This window comes from Paraburkholderia sp. J8-2, from assembly GCF_905220195.1.
GTDB lineage: Bacteria > Pseudomonadota > Gammaproteobacteria > Burkholderiales > Burkholderiaceae > Paraburkholderia.
Window position 1 is genome coordinate 61388 of sequence record NZ_CAJMZA010000034.1, and the last position, 15868, is coordinate 77255.

Annotated in this window: 12 protein-coding genes; 2 read left to right on the top strand and 10 right to left on the bottom strand. The window is 63.5% G+C overall.

What is annotated here, in order from left to right:
• Nucleotides 1-21: 21 nt before the first annotated feature.
• The 8 genes from mraY to coq7 all read right to left on the bottom strand — a co-directional run bounded on the left by mraY (nt 22) and on the right by coq7 (nt 8870).
• A complete protein-coding gene (gene mraY / locus U5A52_RS37080) occupies nt 22-1191 on the bottom strand; it encodes a phospho-N-acetylmuramoyl-pentapeptide-transferase (RefSeq protein ID WP_028207787.1) in 1170 nt (389 codons plus the stop codon).
• A 20-nt stretch (nt 1192-1211) separates the two neighbouring features.
• Entirely contained in the window at nt 1212-2624 is a 1413-nt protein-coding gene (locus tag U5A52_RS37085) for a UDP-N-acetylmuramoyl-tripeptide--D-alanyl-D-alanine ligase (protein WP_321939023.1), read from the bottom strand.
• Nucleotides 2621-4171, bottom strand: a complete 1551-nt coding sequence (locus tag U5A52_RS37090) for a UDP-N-acetylmuramoyl-L-alanyl-D-glutamate--2,6-diaminopimelate ligase (RefSeq protein WP_321939025.1) — start codon at nt 4169-4171, stop codon at nt 2621-2623. Before U5A52_RS37090 ends, U5A52_RS37085 begins: the two co-directional genes overlap by 4 nt.
• Complete coding sequence (locus U5A52_RS37095) at nt 4168-6060, bottom strand: penicillin-binding protein 2 (protein ID WP_321916792.1); 1893 nt, start codon at nt 6058-6060, stop codon at nt 4168-4170. Before U5A52_RS37095 ends, U5A52_RS37090 begins: the two co-directional genes overlap by 4 nt.
• Nucleotides 6057-6413 carry a cell division protein FtsL gene (ftsL, locus tag U5A52_RS37100; RefSeq protein ID WP_158758689.1) on the bottom strand — a complete coding sequence of 119 codons (357 nt, stop codon included), beginning with the start codon at nt 6411-6413 and terminating at the stop codon, nt 6057-6059. The genes U5A52_RS37095 and ftsL overlap by 4 nt, the downstream gene beginning before the upstream one ends.
• Nucleotides 6410-7363: a 16S rRNA (cytosine(1402)-N(4))-methyltransferase RsmH gene (gene rsmH, locus U5A52_RS37105; RefSeq protein WP_321916795.1), complete on the bottom strand. Its 954-nt coding sequence runs from the start codon at nt 7361-7363 to the stop codon at nt 6410-6412. Before rsmH ends, ftsL begins: the two co-directional genes overlap by 4 nt.
• A 16-nt stretch (nt 7364-7379) precedes the next feature.
• Nucleotides 7380-7808 carry a division/cell wall cluster transcriptional repressor MraZ gene (mraZ, locus tag U5A52_RS37110; RefSeq protein WP_028207782.1) on the bottom strand — a complete coding sequence of 143 codons (429 nt, stop codon included), beginning with the start codon at nt 7806-7808 and terminating at the stop codon, nt 7380-7382.
• A gap of 399 nt (nt 7809-8207) precedes the next feature.
• Complete coding sequence (coq7, locus tag U5A52_RS37115) at nt 8208-8870, bottom strand: 2-polyprenyl-3-methyl-6-methoxy-1,4-benzoquinone monooxygenase (RefSeq protein WP_321916796.1); 663 nt, start codon at nt 8868-8870, stop codon at nt 8208-8210.
• 309 nt (nt 8871-9179) lie between these two features.
• On the opposite strand from coq7, the gene U5A52_RS37120 reads away from it, so the two are divergent.
• Nucleotides 9180-10364, top strand: coding sequence for a porin (locus tag U5A52_RS37120; RefSeq protein WP_321916797.1), 1185 nt, complete (start codon nt 9180-9182; stop codon nt 10362-10364).
• A gap of 163 nt (nt 10365-10527) precedes the next feature.
• Here U5A52_RS37120 and U5A52_RS37125 read toward each other — a convergent pair whose 3' ends face one another.
• Both U5A52_RS37125 and U5A52_RS37130 read right to left on the bottom strand, forming a co-directional pair.
• The gene (locus U5A52_RS37125; protein ID WP_321939027.1) at nt 10528-12201 is read right to left on the bottom strand and encodes a long-chain fatty acid--CoA ligase; all 1674 of its coding nucleotides are present in this window, start codon (nt 12199-12201) and stop codon (nt 10528-10530) included.
• 148 nt (nt 12202-12349) lie between these two features.
• Entirely contained in the window at nt 12350-14440 is a 2091-nt protein-coding gene (locus U5A52_RS37130; RefSeq protein WP_321939029.1) for a molybdopterin oxidoreductase family protein, read from the bottom strand.
• A gap of 179 nt (nt 14441-14619) precedes the next feature.
• Between U5A52_RS37130 and U5A52_RS37135 the strand changes: the two genes are divergently transcribed.
• On the top strand, nt 14620-15813 hold the full coding sequence (locus U5A52_RS37135; RefSeq protein ID WP_321916801.1) for a M20 aminoacylase family protein: 1194 nt from the start codon (nt 14620-14622) through the stop codon (nt 15811-15813).
• Nucleotides 15814-15868: the final 55 nt, after the last annotated feature.

The following is a 15868-nucleotide window of genomic DNA, read 5'->3' on the forward strand; positions in this document are numbered from 1 at the left end:
TTCCCTTGCTTGTTTAAAGGCTCAACGCAGCTTGAGCGTGGACAGACCGATCAGACACAGCATCAGCGTGATGACCCAGAAACGCACGACAACCTGCGTCTCTTTCCAGCCAGACAGCTCGAAATGGTGATGCAGCGGCGCCATCTTGAAGATGCGGCGCCCTTCGCCGTAACGCTTTTTCGTGTACTTGAACCAGGTGACCTGGAGCATCACGGAGAGCGTCTCCGCGACGAAGATGCCGCCCATGATGAAGAGCACGATCTCCTGACGCACGATCACCGCAATGGTTCCGAGCGCGCCGCCGAGCGCGAGCGCGCCCACGTCGCCCATGAACACCTGCGCCGGATATGTGTTGAACCAGAGGAACGCGAGCCCTGCCCCGCCCATCGCCGAACAGAAGATGAGCAGTTCGCCGGCGCCGGCAATGTGCGGAAACAGCAGATACTTCGAATAGACCGAGCTGCCCATCACATACGCGAACACGCCAAGCGACGCACCGACCAGCACGACGGGCATGATGACGAGACCGTCGAGGCCGTCGGTGAGGTTCACGGCGTTGCTCGCGCCGACGATCACGAAATACGTGAGCGCGATGAAGCCCCACACGCCGAGCGGATAGCTGATCGACTTGAGGAACGGCAGCAGCAGGTCGGCGCGCGCGGGAAGCCCCATCGACAGGCCGCTGCGCACCCACGCCATGAAGAGATCGAACACGCGCACGTTGCTCGCTTCGGACACGCTGAACGCGAGGTATACCGCGGCGAACAAACCGATCACCGACTGCCAGAAGTACTTTTCGCGCGAAGACATGCCGCGCGGGTCCTTGTAGACGACCTTGCGATAGTCGTCGACCCAACCGATCGCGCCGAAGCCGAACGTGACGAGCATCACGATCCAGATGAAGCGGTTCGTGAGATCGCCCCACAGCAAGGTCGAAACCGCGATGCCCAGCAGAATGAGCACGCCGCCCATGGTGGGCGTGCCGGACTTCACGAGGTGAGTTTGCGGGCCGTCCGTACGCACGGCCTGGCCGACCTTCATTGCGGTGAGCTTGCGGATCACCCAGGGGCCGAGGAAAAGCCCGATCGCCATCGCGGTGATGGTGGCCATCACCGCACGGAACGTCAGATAACTGAACACGCGCAAGAAGCTTGCGTCATTCTGCAGCCATTGCGCCAGCGCCAGTAGCATGCCTTGTATTCCTTAGTATTTCAGTGCGCACCGGACTTGGCGTCCGGCGCAGGGTTTTGCGGATTCGTCAAAGCCGCCACCACGCGCTCCATCTGCATGAAGCGCGAGCCTTTCACGAGAATCGTTGCGCCAGCGCCGTAACCACCGCCAGCCAGCGAGCGCACGAGTTCGCCCACGTCCGCCGAATGCAGCGCCTGCGCGCCGAACGCCGCAGCGCTGTCACGCGCTGCGTCGCCGAGCGTGTAGAGCGCGTCGATGCCGCGCTCTTTCGCGTAAGCGCCCACCTCGCGGTGAAACGCGGGACCGTCGTCGCCGACTTCGCCCATGTCGCCCAGCACGAGCACGCGCGGCGACACGCTCGAAGCCAGCACGTCGATCGCCGCACGCACCGAATCGGGATTCGCGTTGTAGGTGTCGTCGATCACCGTCGCACCTGCCAACTCGCCGAGCGCCGCACGCTTCACCTGCAGGCGGCCCTTCACCGGCTCGAACGCTTCCAGCCCGCGGCCAATCGCTTCGAGCGATACGCCCGACGCAATCGCCGCCGCCGTGGCCGCGAGCGCGTTGTGCGCGTTGTGCGCGCCCAGCACCTTCAACTCCACTTCGAGATGACCTTCCGGCGTCGAGATCGCAAGACGGTTGCCACCCAGCTTGCCGGTGACGGCCGCTTCGACCGCGCTCGTGCCCGTATGCAGCGCGAAGTCGAGAATGCGCGACCCCGTTGCCGCCACGCGCCAGATGCTCGCGTAAGCATCGTCAGCGGGAAACACCGCGACGCCCGTGGGCTTGAGCGCATGGATCACGCTCGCATGCTCGAGTGCGACGGCTTCCACCGTTGCCATGAATTCCTGATGCTCGCGCTGCGCGTTGTTCACCACCGCGACCGTCGGCTCGGCGAATTTCGCGAGCAACTCGGTCTCGCCCGGGTGATTCATGCCGAGTTCGACGACGGCCAGCCGATGAGCGCCGCTCAAACGCAGCAACGTTAACGGCACGCCGATGTCGTTATTGAGGTTTCCGGTAGTCGCAAGACGCAAATTTTCACCAACCGCCGCCGCGAAGATCGACGCGATCATTTCCTTGACCGTCGTCTTGCCGTTGCTGCCCGTCACGGCGACGAGCGGCATCGAGAAGCGGCGGCGCCAGCCTAGCGCGAGCGCGCCGAGCGCCTTGCGCGTGTCGTCCACGCGCAGCGCGGGAATACGCCAGTCGCCTGGGCTGCGCGAAACGAGCGCAGCGCTCACGTGACGGTTCGCCACTTCGCCGAGAAAGTCGTGCGCGTCGAAGCGGTCGCCCTTGAGCGCGACGAAGAGATCGCCGGGACCCGTGGTGCGGCTGTCGGTCGAAATGCGCTCGAACGTCGCGTTCTCGTCGCCGAGCACGCTCGCGCCCGGAATCAACGCCGCGGCTTCGCGCAGGGAAAGCATCGTCATTCACCACCTCCGCGCCCGTGCGTGGCACGGGCGGCGAGTGCAAGCCGCGCGTGGTCCTGATCGGAGAACGCGCGCTTCTTGCCCATGATTTCCTGGGTCGCCTCGTGGCCCTTGCCGGCCAGCAAGACGACGTCTTCTCGTGCCGCGCCACGCACCGCTTGCAGGATCGCGCTGGCGCGGTCCTCGATGCGGCGCGCCTTCGCGCTCTCGCGCATGCCTTGCGCGATCTGGTCGATGATCGCGGCGGGCGATTCGCTGCGCGGGTTATCGCTCGTCACGACGACCTGATCGCCGAGGCGCTCCGCAATCGCGCCCATGAGCGGGCGCTTGGTCGCGTCGCGATCGCCGCCGCAGCCGAACATGCAGATGAGTTGCCCGCCGCGAGCGGCAGCCATCGGGCGCAGCGCTTCGAGCGTTTTTTCGAGCGCGTCCGGCGTATGCGCGTAGTCGATCACGACGAGCGGCTCGTCGTGATCGGCGCGGCCGCCAAGGCGCTCCATGCGGCCGTTCACCGGTTGCAGCTTCGCGATCTCGTTGAGCGCCGCGACGAGCGGCACATTCGCCGCAAGCAGCGCCCCGAGCACGCCGAGCAGATTGCTCACGTTGAAGAGGCCGAGAACATGCACCTCGACTTGCGCCTCACCCCAGTCCGACGTTTCCAGGTGGAACGCCGTGCCCGTAGCGGTCGCCCGCACATCGTTCGCGCGCAGCCAGGCATCGGCAACGGGTGCGTCGGCGGCGGGCGTCGCCACGCCATAGGCGATCGTGCGCGCCTTGCCGCGCGTGGCGGCGATCAGGCGGCGGCCCGCTGCATCGTCGGCGTTGATGATCGCCGCACGCAGGCCCGGCCACGCGAACAGGCGTGCCTTCGCGGCTTCATAGGCCTCGAACGTGTGGTGATAATCGAGATGGTCTTGCGTGAGATTCGTGAAAACGGCGATGTCGAACGAGGTGCCGTTGACGCGGCCCTGATGCAGCGCGTGCGAGGATACTTCCATCGCAATAACCTGTGCACCTTCGCCACGCAATTGCGCGAGACTGCGCTGCAGTTGCGGCGCATCGGGCGTGGTGAAGCCCGTGTGCACGAGCTGGCCCGGAAAACCCGTGCCGAGCGTGCCGACGATCGCGCACTTCTGGCCGATGGCCGTGAACGCCGAGGCGATCCACTGGCTGCACGACGTCTTGCCGTTCGTGCCCGTCACGCCGACCACGACCATCGCATCGCTCGGGTCGCCGTACCAGCCGCTGGCGATTTCCCCTGCGAGCGCGTCGAGTTGCGGCACAGCGAGCGCGATCGACGCGTCGAGCTTGTCGCCCGTATAGCCTTCCGGCTGATACAGCACGGCTGAGGCGCCACGCTCGATGGCGCCCGCGATGTGCGGGCGATTGTCCGCGCCCTCGACGGCGTAAGCGAGAAACACGTCGCCCGGTTTGAGCGAGCGCGTGTCGGCGTGCAGGCCAGCCGCGGGCGCGACGTGCGCGCGCAGCCATGCGAGCGCGTCCGCGATCTGCCGTTGCGCGGGATGCTGGTTGCGCGTGGCGCTCATCGGACGACTCCGGGTCGATTTTTCGCGTTGTCCGCGACGGTCATGTGATGCGCAGCTGCGGTGCTTTTGTTTGCAGGTGCGTTCGCCACGCGCTTCACTGGCGCAGCCGGCGCGTTCGCAACGGCCGGGGCCGAAGCGGCGGCGCTATTGTCTTCGACGACGAGCTGCTTCACCGGCATATCCGGCGGCACGTTGAGCGAGCGCAGCGTATCGCCGACGATGCCCGAGAACACCGGGCCCGACACCGCGCCGCCGAAGTGGCTGCCAGCAGTCGGTTCGTCGACTGTGACGGCCACGACGATGCGCGGATTCGGCATCGGCGCCATGCCGACGAACGACGCGCGGTACTTCGAATGATCGTAGCCGTGCGGACCATGCTTGTACGCCGTACCGGACTTGCCGCCCACGCGGTAGCCGGGCACGGCGGCGTCGGGCGAGGTGCCGTCTTTCGACACCACGCTCTCCAGCATCGTGCGCACTTCACGCGCCGTGGTCGGCGCAAAGACCTGGGTGCCCTGCACGGGTTGCGTGTCGCCAGCGTGGCGGAAGATCGTGACCGGCAGAATCTGGCCGTCATGCGCGATCGCCGTGTACGCGCGCGCGAGCTGGAACAGCGAAACGGAGAGGCCGTAGCCGTAGGACATCGTCGCCTGCTCGATGCGGCGCCAGCTTTTCCACGGACGCAGACGGCCCGCCGCCGCGCCGGGGAACCCGACCTTCGGCGCCTGACCGAGACCGATGCTGGTGTACATGTCCCACATTTCTTCGGGCTTGAGCGTCATCGCGATCTTCGTCGCGCCGATATTGCTCGACTTCTGGATCACGCCACCGACCGTGAGGACGCCGAACGCCGCGTCGTCGGTGATGGTCGCGCCGTCTAGCGTGAAGTGGCCCGGTCCCGTATCCACCAGTGTACTCGGCGAGACGCGGTGCAGATCGAGCGCGAGCGACACCGTAAACGGCTTCATGATCGAGCCCGGCTCGAACACGTCGGTGAGAATGCGGTTGCGCAACTGCTCGCCCGTGAGGTGCGAGCGGTCGTTCGGGTTGTAGGTCGGATAATTCACGAGCGCGAGCACTTCGCCCGTGCGCACGTCCACCACCACCGCCGCGCCGGCCTTGGCCTTGAACTTCTCGACGGCGGCCTTCAGGTTCGAATAGGCGATGTACTGGATCTTGCTGTCGATCGACAGTTCGACGTCCTTGCCATCGTGGGGCACGACCGTTTCGTCGACGTCCTCGATGATGTGACCCATGCGGTCCTTAATGACGTGGCGAATGCCCGGCACGCCCGCGAGCACCTTCTGGTCGGACAGCTCGACGCCTTCCTGGCCTTCGTCCTCGACGTTGGTGAAGCCGATCAAGTGCGCGGTGACGTCGCCTTCCGGATAGAAGCGCTTGTACTCGTTGCGCTGATACACGCCGGGAATGTCGAGCGCCGTCACTTGCTGCGCGACATCGAGCGGCACCTGGCGCTTTACATAGACGAACGTCTTGTCTTCGGAGAGCTTCGCGCGCAGCTCTTTCGTGTTCATGCCGAGCAGCGTGCCGAGCTGGTTGAGCTTGTCGGCACCGAGATCGTCGGGCACGGCTTCGGGAATCGCCCAGATTGCGCGCACGGGCAGGCTCGTAGCGAGCACGAGCCCGTTGCGGTCGAGAATCTTGCCGCGCGTGGCCGGCAGCTCGATCGTGCGCTGGTAGCGGCTTTCGCCCTGCTTCTGATAAAACGCGTTGCCCGGACCCTGAATCCAGAACGCGCGCGCGGCAAGCGCGACGAACGCCATGAACAGCAGGAACACGACGAGCTTCGAGCGCCACATCGGCAGGCGCACGGAGAGAATGGGGTTGGCGCTGAAGGCGACGCTCTTGCGGCGATTATCCTTTTTCATCGCGTGCCTCCGCGGCGGGCAGGCGTGGGCGCGGCGCCCTGCGCGGGCGCCGAGGTCGGCACGGGCGCGTCGACGGCACTGGCGCTGCCGGGCGCGAGCGTCAGATATTGCGTGCGTCCGGTCGTGACAGGCTGCATCTTGAGCGAGTCAGTGGCGATCTGTTCGATGCGCGACGTTCTCGACAGCGCGCTTTGCTGATATTGAAGCTGTGCGTAGTCCTGCTGAAGCTGATGCTCCTGCGACTGCGCGCGTTGCAACTGGATGAAGATCTGGCGCTGCTGATTGGTGGCGTTCACGACGGAAAGCGCGCACCCCATGACGACGATCAGCAGGAAGATGTTCAGACGATTCATGGCGTGACGCGCTCCGCGGTGCGCATCACGGCCGAGCGGGCGCGCGGGTTCGCGGCGACTTCCTCGTCGCTCGCGAACACGCGGCCGAGCAGCTTGAGCGGCGGGCTCGGCAGGTCGACGGCGCGGATCGGCAAGCGGCGGTCCACCGCCGGCGCAGTCGAATGCGCCTGCATGAACCGCTTGACGATCCGGTCTTCGAGCGAATGAAAGCTGATGACCACCAGCCGCCCCCCCTGTTCCAGCAACGACAGTGCTGCTTCTAGAACGACCTGCAGCTCCGCAAGCTCTTGATTGACGTGAATCCGTATAGCTTGAAAGGTGCGGGTTGCCGGGTCCTTACCCTTCTCACGGGTTTTGACGACGTTAGCCACGATTTGGGCAAGCTCGCCCGTGCTGTCGAGAGGCCCGAGACGGTCGGACTCTGCCCGGCGAGCAACAAGCGCCTTTGCAATCTGAAAAGCAAACCGTTCTTCCCCATAATCCCGAATTACCTCCGTCAGTTCCTGCACCGTGGCCCGAGCGAGCCAGTCAGCGGCGGACTCGCCGCGCGTCGGGTCCATCCGCATGTCGAGCGGGCCATCTGCGCGGAAACTGAAACCGCGCTGCGGATCGTCGAACTGCGGCGACGACACGCCAAGGTCCAGCAACACTCCCGACACACGCCCTACCCCGCGCGACGCGAGCTCGTCGCGCAGCGAAGCAAAACTCTCATGCACGATCGAAAACCGCGCGTCGCCAACGGTTTGCGCCGTGGCAATTGCCAGCGGGTCCTTGTCGAACGCGATCAACCGTCCCGCCTCTCCGAGGCGAGCGAGGATCGCGCGACTGTGCCCGCCGCGGCCGAATGTGCCGTCCACATAAACGCCGTCCGCGCGCGTGATCAGCGCGTTGACCGCTTCGTCTAGCAGCACCGTGCGATGCTGCAGTCCCTGTCCCATCGCAGATGCCATAGCTTTTTAACCGCGATCAGAACGTGAAATTTTTCAGGGCGTCGGGCATGCCCTGAGCCATCGCCGCCTGTTCCTTGGCGGCGTAGGTCTGCGCATCCCACAACTCAAAATGACTACCCATGCCGAGCAGCATGACTTCCTTTTCCATTCCTGCCGCCAGACGCAATTCAGGTGAGACGAGTACGCGGCCCGCACTGTCGACATCGACGTCGGACGCATTGCCGAGAAAAATGCGGCGCCACCAGTGCGCGTCCATCGGCAAGGCGGCGACTTTCGAGCGAAACACTTCCCATTCGGGGCGCGGAAATAGCAACAGGCAGCCGTCCGGGTGCTTGGTGATCGTCACCCGTCCTTCTGCCTGTTGTTGCAGCGCTTCCCGATAGCGGGACGGAATAGACATCCGTCCTTTCGCATCGAGTGTCAGCGCCGACGCCCCCTGGAACAATTTGCTCCCCCTAATGCGGCGCTTTTCGCCGCCCGCCTAAATCTCGGAAAATCTACCTGAATACGCGCCTGAAATCACACAAAAATACACTTTCTCACACTGTCTCCCACTTTAGAGGAACACCCAACGAGGGTCAAGGGAGACCGGACGTTTTTTGACGAAATTTATCCGCTAGAACAAGGACTTAGCGGCACTTGTTGAAGTCGCGACAAAAGCCAAAAACCGTTATGAATGAATGAGCTAACGCAGGTTCTGAAGGTGATACGTGAAAAGCGCGGCGATAAACGGCCTATGGCGGGATCGAGCGGGGGCTTGCGGGGATTAAAACCGGGGGGCTGAAAGCTCTGAAAGATTAATACGGGTTTGGGCCGACAGCGATTGCCGGCCCAAGTCGTCTAATCAGATGTAATAGGCCGTGCGCGTCATGACTTTCGATGCTACACGCATGAGCGAACGCACTGGCAACGGCAATTCGACTCCGCCCAGATCGGCGGCCGATTTCGCGTGCGCGATTTCGTCGGCACGCATCTGCTCGACGACCGCACGCGACTCGAGATCGGCCGGCGGGAGGCTGTCGAGATGGCTGTCGAGATGATGCTCGACCTGGCGCTCGGTTTCGGCCATGAAGCCGAGGCTCACCTTGTCGCCGAGGCGGCCGGCGGCAAAGCCGATCGCGAGCGCGCCAGCGTACCAAAGCGGATTGAGCAGGCTCGGACGCGAGTCGAGCGCCTGCAGACGGCGAGAGGTCCACGCAAGATGATCCTCTTCTTCGCGCGCGGCCTGCTCGAAGGCAGCCTTGAGCGAGGGCGAGCGCGCCGAGATTTTTTGCGCCTGATACAGCGCCTGGGCACACACTTCACCCACGTGATTCACGCGCATGAGGCCGGCGGCATGCGTGCGCTCGGCGGCCGTGAGTTCGCTGCCGGCCGGCGCGGCTTCGCCCTCGGGCGTCACTTCGATGGTAACGGGGGAAGGCTGCGGCATCGGACGCGTCATGCGCGACACGCCGGTGAGGGAGCGCAGGCCCCGGTCGAATTCGGTAATCAAGTCGTCTAGCAGCATCCAGCCTCCCATTTGTTTCTTCGGCGAGCCGGAATTTCCCGCGCGCCCGGACTGCCCTCCCACCACTACACAAACTCACGGAGATCCGTCAATCCGGGGCAGCGCCGATAGATAGCCGCGTATTCTAGACCATGTTGTGTAAACGAAACAGGTACTTAGCGGTGGCCTGGCTTTTCCTTTGTGACTATTAACCCTTTTGTTACATTACGTGGCAACTTCTCGCGAAGTTAGAAGGACGGGACCCACGCACGATAAAAAACCGGTTCCGTTACAAGACGCAAAAGATTCGCAAACACTGGAGATCATTCAATGAAGAAGTCGCTTCTCGCGCTGGCTGCGCTGGGCGCGTTCGCGGGCGTTGCTCACGCTCAGAGCAGCGTCACGCTGTACGGTATCATCGACGAAGGTTTCAACATCAACACGAACTCGGGTGGCAAGCACCTGTACAACCTGTCGAGCGGCGTGATGCAAGGCAGCCGTTTCGGCCTGCGCGGCGCTGAAGACCTCGGCGGCGGCCTGAAGGCAGTCTTCGTGCTCGAAAACGGTTTCGACGTGAACACCGGCAAGCTCGGTCAGGGCGGCCTGATGTTCGGTCGTCAAGCGTATGTCGGCCTGTCGAGCTCGCAGTTCGGCACGGTCACGCTGGGTCGCCAGTACGACTCCGTCGTCGACTACGTCGGTCCGCTCGAAGCCGGCGACCAGTGGGGCGGCTACATCGCTGCTCACCCGCAGGATCTGGACAACTTCAACAACGCTTACCGTACGAACAACACGGTCAAGTTCACGAGCGTGAACTACGCTGGCCTGACGTTCGGCGGCACGTACAGCTTCGGTGGCCAGGCAGGCAACTTCACGGCGAACCAGATCTGGTCGTTGGGCGCTGGCTATAACAACGGTCCCCTCGTCCTCGGCGTTGGTTACCTGAACGCACGCACGCCGAACGCGACGGGCGGCCTGTTCAACAACGGCGGCTCGGCTGGCGCTTCGGCAGCTCTGACGGCGACGGGCAACCCGGTCTACGGCGGCTTCGCTTCGGCCAACACGTACCAGGTTATCGGTGCAGGCGGTGCTTACACGTTCGGCGCAGCGACGTTCGGCGTGACGTACTCGAACGTCAGCTTCCGCAACCTCGGCGCGACGTCCACGTCGCTCTTCGAGCGCGGCACGAATGCCAACTTCAACAACGTCGAAGCGAACATCAAGTACCAGTTCACGCCGGCCCTGCTGGCAGGCTTCGCGTTCGACTACACGGACGGCAGCAGCGTCACGCGTGCGAACGGCTCGAGCGACGGCGGTGCGAAGTACTTCCAGTACGCACTGGGTACGGACTACTTCCTGTCGAAGCGTACGGACGTCTACCTGATCGGCGTGTACCAGCATGCTACGGGCACCGACTCGACGGGCAACTCGGCTGTTGCCTCGATCAACGGTCTGACGCCGTCGAGCACGAACAACGTGTTCACGGCTCGCGTCGGTATCCGTCACAAGTTCTAATAAGAACATTCGTTGTAGTCTCGAAGGCGCCTCCGGGCGCCTTTTTTCTTTTGCGCACGCCTTGCTTCGCGACGGTGCGCAGGGCAAAAAAAACCGGCCTGCCCTCGATGGGCAGGCCGGTTTCGCTTGTAGCTCGCTAGCCTTTCGCTTCGTTCTTTCGCGTTCAGGCGCGACCGTCGCGCAACTCGCGGCGCAGGATCTTGCCGACGTTGCTCTTGGGCAGATCGTTGCGGAACTCGATGATCTTCGGCCGCTTGTAGCCGGTGAGCTGAGTCTTGCAGTAGTCGAACACGTCCTTGTCGGTGAGTGCGGGGTCCTTCTTGACGATATAGAGCTTCACCGCTTCGCCCGAGTTCTGGTCGGGTACACCCACCGCCGCCACTTCGAACACGCCCGGCAGCTTCGCCACGACATCCTCGACTTCGTTCGGGTAGACATTGAAGCCCGAGACCAGAATCATGTCCTTCTTGCGGTCGACGAGCTTGATGTAGCCCCGCGCGTTAATGAGGCCGACGTCGCCCGACTTGAAGTAGCCGTCGGGCGTCATGACTTTCGCCGTTTCTTCCGGGCGCTGCCAGTAGCCCGCCATCACCTGCGGCCCGCGGATGCAGATCTCACCGGCTTCGCCAATCGGCAGTTCATTGCCGGCGTCGTCACGAATCGAGATTTCAGTGGAAGGCAAAGGCAAGCCGATCGTGCCGGTGTATTCCGTTGCCGTGACCGGATTGCAGGTCACGCTGGGCGAGGTTTCCGAGAGCCCATAGCCTTCGACGATCGGCGTATGCGTGCGCTCGTACCAGCGCTTGGCCACGGCTTCCTGCACGGCCATGCCGCCACCGTTTGCAACGAGCAGGTGCGTGAAGTCCAGATTGGCGAAATCCGGATGGTTGAGCATCGCGTTGTAGAGCGTGTTGACCGCAGGAAAACACGTGATCGAGTAGCCGTGCAGTTCCTTGATCATGCCGCCAATGTCACGCGGATTCGGAATCAGGATCGCGAGACCGCCGGTGCGCAGCGTCAGCAGCCCGCAAACGGTCAGCGCGAACACGTGATAAAGCGGCAGCGCCGCGACCGTCACCGGCTGCGTACCGGATGGCAGTTTCGCAAGCGCGGGCTCGGTCCATGCCGCCGACTGCAGCACGTTGGCAATCAGGTTGCTATGCAGCAGCGTCGCGCCCTTGGCCACACCGGTCGTGCCGCCCGTGTACTGAAGGAAGGCGACGTCCTCGGGCGTCTGCTCGACGCGCTTGAAGCCTTTGCGTGCACCTTCGGCGAGCGCGTCGTTAAAGCGCACGTGGCCGGGCAGACTCCAGGCGGGCACCATCTTCTTCACGCGCCGCACGACGAAGTTGACGACAAAGCCCTTCGCGCCAAGCAGATCGCCCATCGCCGCGACCAGTACGTGCTTCACGCGCGTATTGGCGATGACCGCGCTCACGGTGCCGGCGAAGTTCTCGAGGACGACGATCGCTTCTGCGCCGCTGTCCTTCAACTGGTGTTCGAGCTCGCGCGGCGTGTAGAGCGGGTTCACGTTGACGACGACATAGCCCGCGCGTAGTACCGCAGCCAGCGCGACCGGATACTGCAGCACGTTGGGCATCATGAGCGCGATGCGCGCGCCACGTGCAATACCGCGCGACTGAAACCATGCGGCCAGACGCTGGGAGAGTTGGTCCAGCTCACCGTAGGTGATCGTCTTGCCCATGCATGCGAAGGCGGGCTTTGCACGGAATTCGCTGAAGCTCTCTTCGAGCAGCGCCGTGATGGACGCGTAACGGCTCGCGTCGATTTCAGCGGGAACGCCGGGCGGGTACGATTTCAGCCAGACTTTTTCCATGCAGCGTCTCCTCCTTGATTTTTCGAATGGTCGTGCTAAAAAATTGGATCGTAGCATGGCGACCCAGCTTTTATGTCAGCAAATCAGCGAGTTAGAAAGGCCCCTCGAACGGGCATTGTGGGGCCGTTAGCTATGCCATGAGGCGCTTTCAGATGCGCTCGACCTCGACGAGGCAATCGTAGAAAGTCGCCGAGCCGCCAAGGTCGGTGAGCGCCTGGCTCGTCACTTCGTTGGCGTTGCGGCCGTCCGGCGCCAGCTTCTTCCACCAGATCGACAGGCCCACCACGAGGCCGCTGCGCGCCCGGTCGGTCACGCGCGCCCGCGCGCGCATCGAGCCGCGGTCGTTGAATACGCGAACCTCGTCGCCGTCGGCAATCTCGCGGCGGGCGGCATCGGCCGGATGAAGGTCCACGTGCGGTTCGCCCTCGGTCGCGCGCAGGCTCTCCACATTCACGAAGGTGCTGTTCAGAAAGTTGCGCGCGGGCGGCGAGATCATCGCGAGCGGATAGCGTGCGGCAAGCTCGGGCGCGCCGTCTTCCGACTCGTGCGGCGGCAGGTAGTCGGGCAGCGGATCGAGCCCGGCCTTCGCAAGCGCCTCGCTATGGAACTCGCATTTGCCCGTGGGCGTGCGAAAACCGCCGTTCGCAAACGGCGCTTCAGGAATATTCAGCTCGAGCCAGCCTTCGCGCTTGAGCGCGGCCCAGTCGGCTCCGCCTAGCGCGGGATCGCTCCAGTCGAACGCGCGGGTCGCCACGTCTTCGTCGCTTTCGAACAGCGCCGGCTCGGTCAGGCCCATCGTGCGCGCGATGGAACGGAAAATCTCGGTATTCGGCCGCGCCTCGCCAACGGGCGCGATGGCAGGCAGGTTCGCCATGATGTGTGTGTGGCCGTAGGACTTGTGAACGTCGAGATGTTCAAGCTGGGTCGTGGCAGGCAGCAGCAGGTCGGCGTAATCGGCGGTGTCGGTCTGGAACTGCTCGAGCACGATGGTAAAGAGGTCCTCGCGCGCAAAGCCGGCGGCGACCTTCGCCGACTCGGGCGCAACCGCAACCGGATTCGAGTTGTAGACGACGATCGCTTCGACCTTCGGCCCGAATGCGGCGTCGCCTGCGTGCGTGAGCGCGTCGCCGATCTGGTTCATGTTGATGATACGCGGCTGATGCTGCGGCCAGCCCGGAATCAGATCGGGACGCTGGAGGGCGTTCGTATCGACGGGGGCCCAGCCCGACGACGAAAGCAGCACGCCGCCCGCGCGCTCGCGCCACGCGCCGGTCAGCGCGGGCAGACAGGCGATGGCACGCACGGCGTTACCACCGCCGCGCACGCGTTGCAGGCCGTAGTTCATGCGGATTGCCGCCTTGCGCGTCGACGCATAGAGGCGCGCAAGATCGACGACGACCTGCTCCTCGATGCCGCAGATCCCGGCGACGCGCGCCGGCGTGTAGGTGAGCGCACGCGCCTTCAACGCGTCGAAGCCGTGGGTATGGGCCGCAATGTAATCGTGGTCGAGCCGGTCCTCGGTGATCAGCACGTGCATCATGCCGAGCGCGAGCGCGCCGTCTGTACCGGGCTTGAGCGCAATGTGCTGGTGGCATTTCTCGGCCGTCAGCGAGCGATACGGGTCGATCGCGATCAGCTTCGCGCCGTTGCGTTTCGCTTCTTGCGCGCGAGTCCAGAAGTGCAGGTTCGATGCGATCGGGTTAGCGCCCCAGATCAGGATCACCTCGCTTTCTGCGAAATACTCCGTGAGCATGCCGAGGCTCGAGCCAAACGTATAACGCAGGCCGGCGGCGCCCGCCGCCGCGCAGATCGCGCGATCGAGACGCGACGCGCCAAGCTTGTGAAAGAAGCGCTGTGCGATGCTATCGCCCTGAACGAGCCCCATCGTACCGGCATAGCTGTACGGCAGGATGGCTTCGGGTGCGCGCTGCGCGAGTTCGCCCAGGCGTTCAGCGGCAATCCGTGTGGCCTCGTCCCAGCTGATTGGTTCGAAACGCCCTTCCCCCTTGCGTCCAACCCGCTTCATCGGCTGAGTCAAACGCTTCGGGTGATGGACTCGCTCGGCATAGCGGGTCACTTTCGTGCACAGCACGCCCTGGGTGGGCGGATGATCCGGGTCGCCGCTCACTTTGATTGCCCGGCCATTTTCAACGGTCACGCGCATTGCGCAGGTATCGGGACAATCGTGCGGGCAAACTGCACGGGCAAATTCGCGGGCAAATTCGGCTGGGGCGTTCATCGGAAATCCGTGGGTGAGGCGTTCTGTCGTAGGTGCAATTTTATTATGTCCAGGGCGCGCACCCTGTCCGCACCCAGGGGGTTGGCGCGAAAAAAAAGGTTCGGCGTAGAATGGTTTGTCTAGACCCGGCCTGATTTGGAGACAAAGGCCGGGCGCCCACTTTTCGAGCACCGTCCGCCATGAAACTGATTCCGGAAATCCAGGCCGCCCAAGGCGAAATCCAGGGCCTCCGACGAACGATCCACGCGCACCCCGAACTGCGCTACGAAGAAACTCAAACCTCCGACCTCGTCGCGGCAAAACTCACAGAATGGGGCATTGAAGTGCATCGTGGCATGGGCAAGACCGGCGTTGTCGGTGTGCTCAAGCGCGGCACTGGCAAGCGCATGGTCGGTTTGCGCGCCGATATGGACGCCTTGCCGATCCAGGAACTCAACACGTTCGATCATCGCTCGCGCAACGAAGGCAAGATGCACGCGTGCGGCCACGACGGCCACACGGCGATGCTGCTTGGCGCAGCACAACATCTCGCGCGGCACGGACAGTTCGACGGCACGATCGTCTTCATTTTCCAGCCCGCTGAAGAAGGCGGTGCTGGCGCGAAAGCCATGATCGACGATGGCCTCTTCGAGCAATTTCCCGTGGACGCCGTTTTCGGTATTCACAACTGGCCCGGCATGCCGGCTGGCTACTTCGGTGTGACCGAAGGGCCGATTATGGCTTCTAGCAACGAATTTCGCATTGAAATCAATGGCGTAGGCTCGCACGCCGCGTTGCCGCACAATGGTCGGGATCCGGTTTTCACCGCGGTGCAGATCGCGAACGGGTTGCAGAGCATCATCACGCGCAACAAGAAGCCGCTCGATACGGCCGTGCTCTCGATCACGCAGATTCATGCCGGCGATGCGGTCAACGTGGTGCCGAACACGGCATGGATCGCGGGAACGGTGCGTACCTTCACGACGGAAACGCTCGATCTGATCGAGTCGCGGCTGCGCAAGATCGCCGAGAGCACGGCTGAGGCGTATGACTGCTCGGTCGACATCGCTTTTCATCGCAATTATCCGCCGACGGTGAACAGCAGCGCGGAGGCGCAGTTTGCCGCGGAGGTGATGCGGGAGGTGGTCGGCGCGGACCACGTTGACGCGAACGTCGAACCAACCATGGGCGCCGAGGACTTCTCGTTCATGCTGCTTGAGAAGCCCGGGTGCTATGCGTTTCTCGGTAACGGCGAAGGTGGTCACCGGGATGCGGGCCATGGTGCAGGCCCTTGCATGCTGCACAACGCGAGCTATGACTTTAACGATCAGTTGCTGCCGGTGGGATCGTCGTTTTGGGTGCACCTGGCGACGAAGTTTTTGGCTCAGCAGTGAGTCGCGCGCCAATGCAAAAAAGCCGTCCAATGGACGGCTTTTTTGCTTCCTGGCT

What these genes read in the sequence shown, in the direction of transcription:
- mraY (WP_028207787.1), bottom strand. Translation starts at nt 1,191, where the DNA reads ATGCTACTGGCGCTGGCGCAATGGCTGCAGAATGACGCAAGCTTCTTG.
- U5A52_RS37085 (WP_321939023.1), bottom strand. Translation starts at nt 2,624, where the DNA reads ATGACGATGCTTTCCCTGCGCGAAGCCGCGGCGTTGATTCCGGGCGCG.
- U5A52_RS37090 (WP_321939025.1), bottom strand. Translation starts at nt 4,171, where the DNA reads ATGAGCGCCACGCGCAACCAGCATCCCGCGCAACGGCAGATCGCGGAC.
- U5A52_RS37095 (WP_321916792.1), bottom strand. Translation starts at nt 6,060, where the DNA reads ATGAAAAAGGATAATCGCCGCAAGAGCGTCGCCTTCAGCGCCAACCCC.
- ftsL (WP_158758689.1), bottom strand. Translation starts at nt 6,413, where the DNA reads ATGAATCGTCTGAACATCTTCCTGCTGATCGTCGTCATGGGGTGCGCG.
- rsmH (WP_321916795.1), bottom strand. Translation starts at nt 7,363, where the DNA reads ATGGCATCTGCGATGGGACAGGGACTGCAGCATCGCACGGTGCTGCTA.
- coq7 (WP_321916796.1), bottom strand. Translation starts at nt 8,870, where the DNA reads ATGCTGCTAGACGACTTGATTACCGAATTCGACCGGGGCCTGCGCTCC.
- U5A52_RS37120 (WP_321916797.1), top strand. Translation starts at nt 9,180, where the DNA reads ATGAAGAAGTCGCTTCTCGCGCTGGCTGCGCTGGGCGCGTTCGCGGGC.
- U5A52_RS37125 (WP_321939027.1), bottom strand. Translation starts at nt 12,201, where the DNA reads ATGGAAAAAGTCTGGCTGAAATCGTACCCGCCCGGCGTTCCCGCTGAA.
- U5A52_RS37130 (WP_321939029.1), bottom strand. Translation starts at nt 14,440, where the DNA reads ATGAACGCCCCAGCCGAATTTGCCCGCGAATTTGCCCGTGCAGTTTGC.
- U5A52_RS37135 (WP_321916801.1), top strand. Translation starts at nt 14,620, where the DNA reads ATGAAACTGATTCCGGAAATCCAGGCCGCCCAAGGCGAAATCCAGGGC.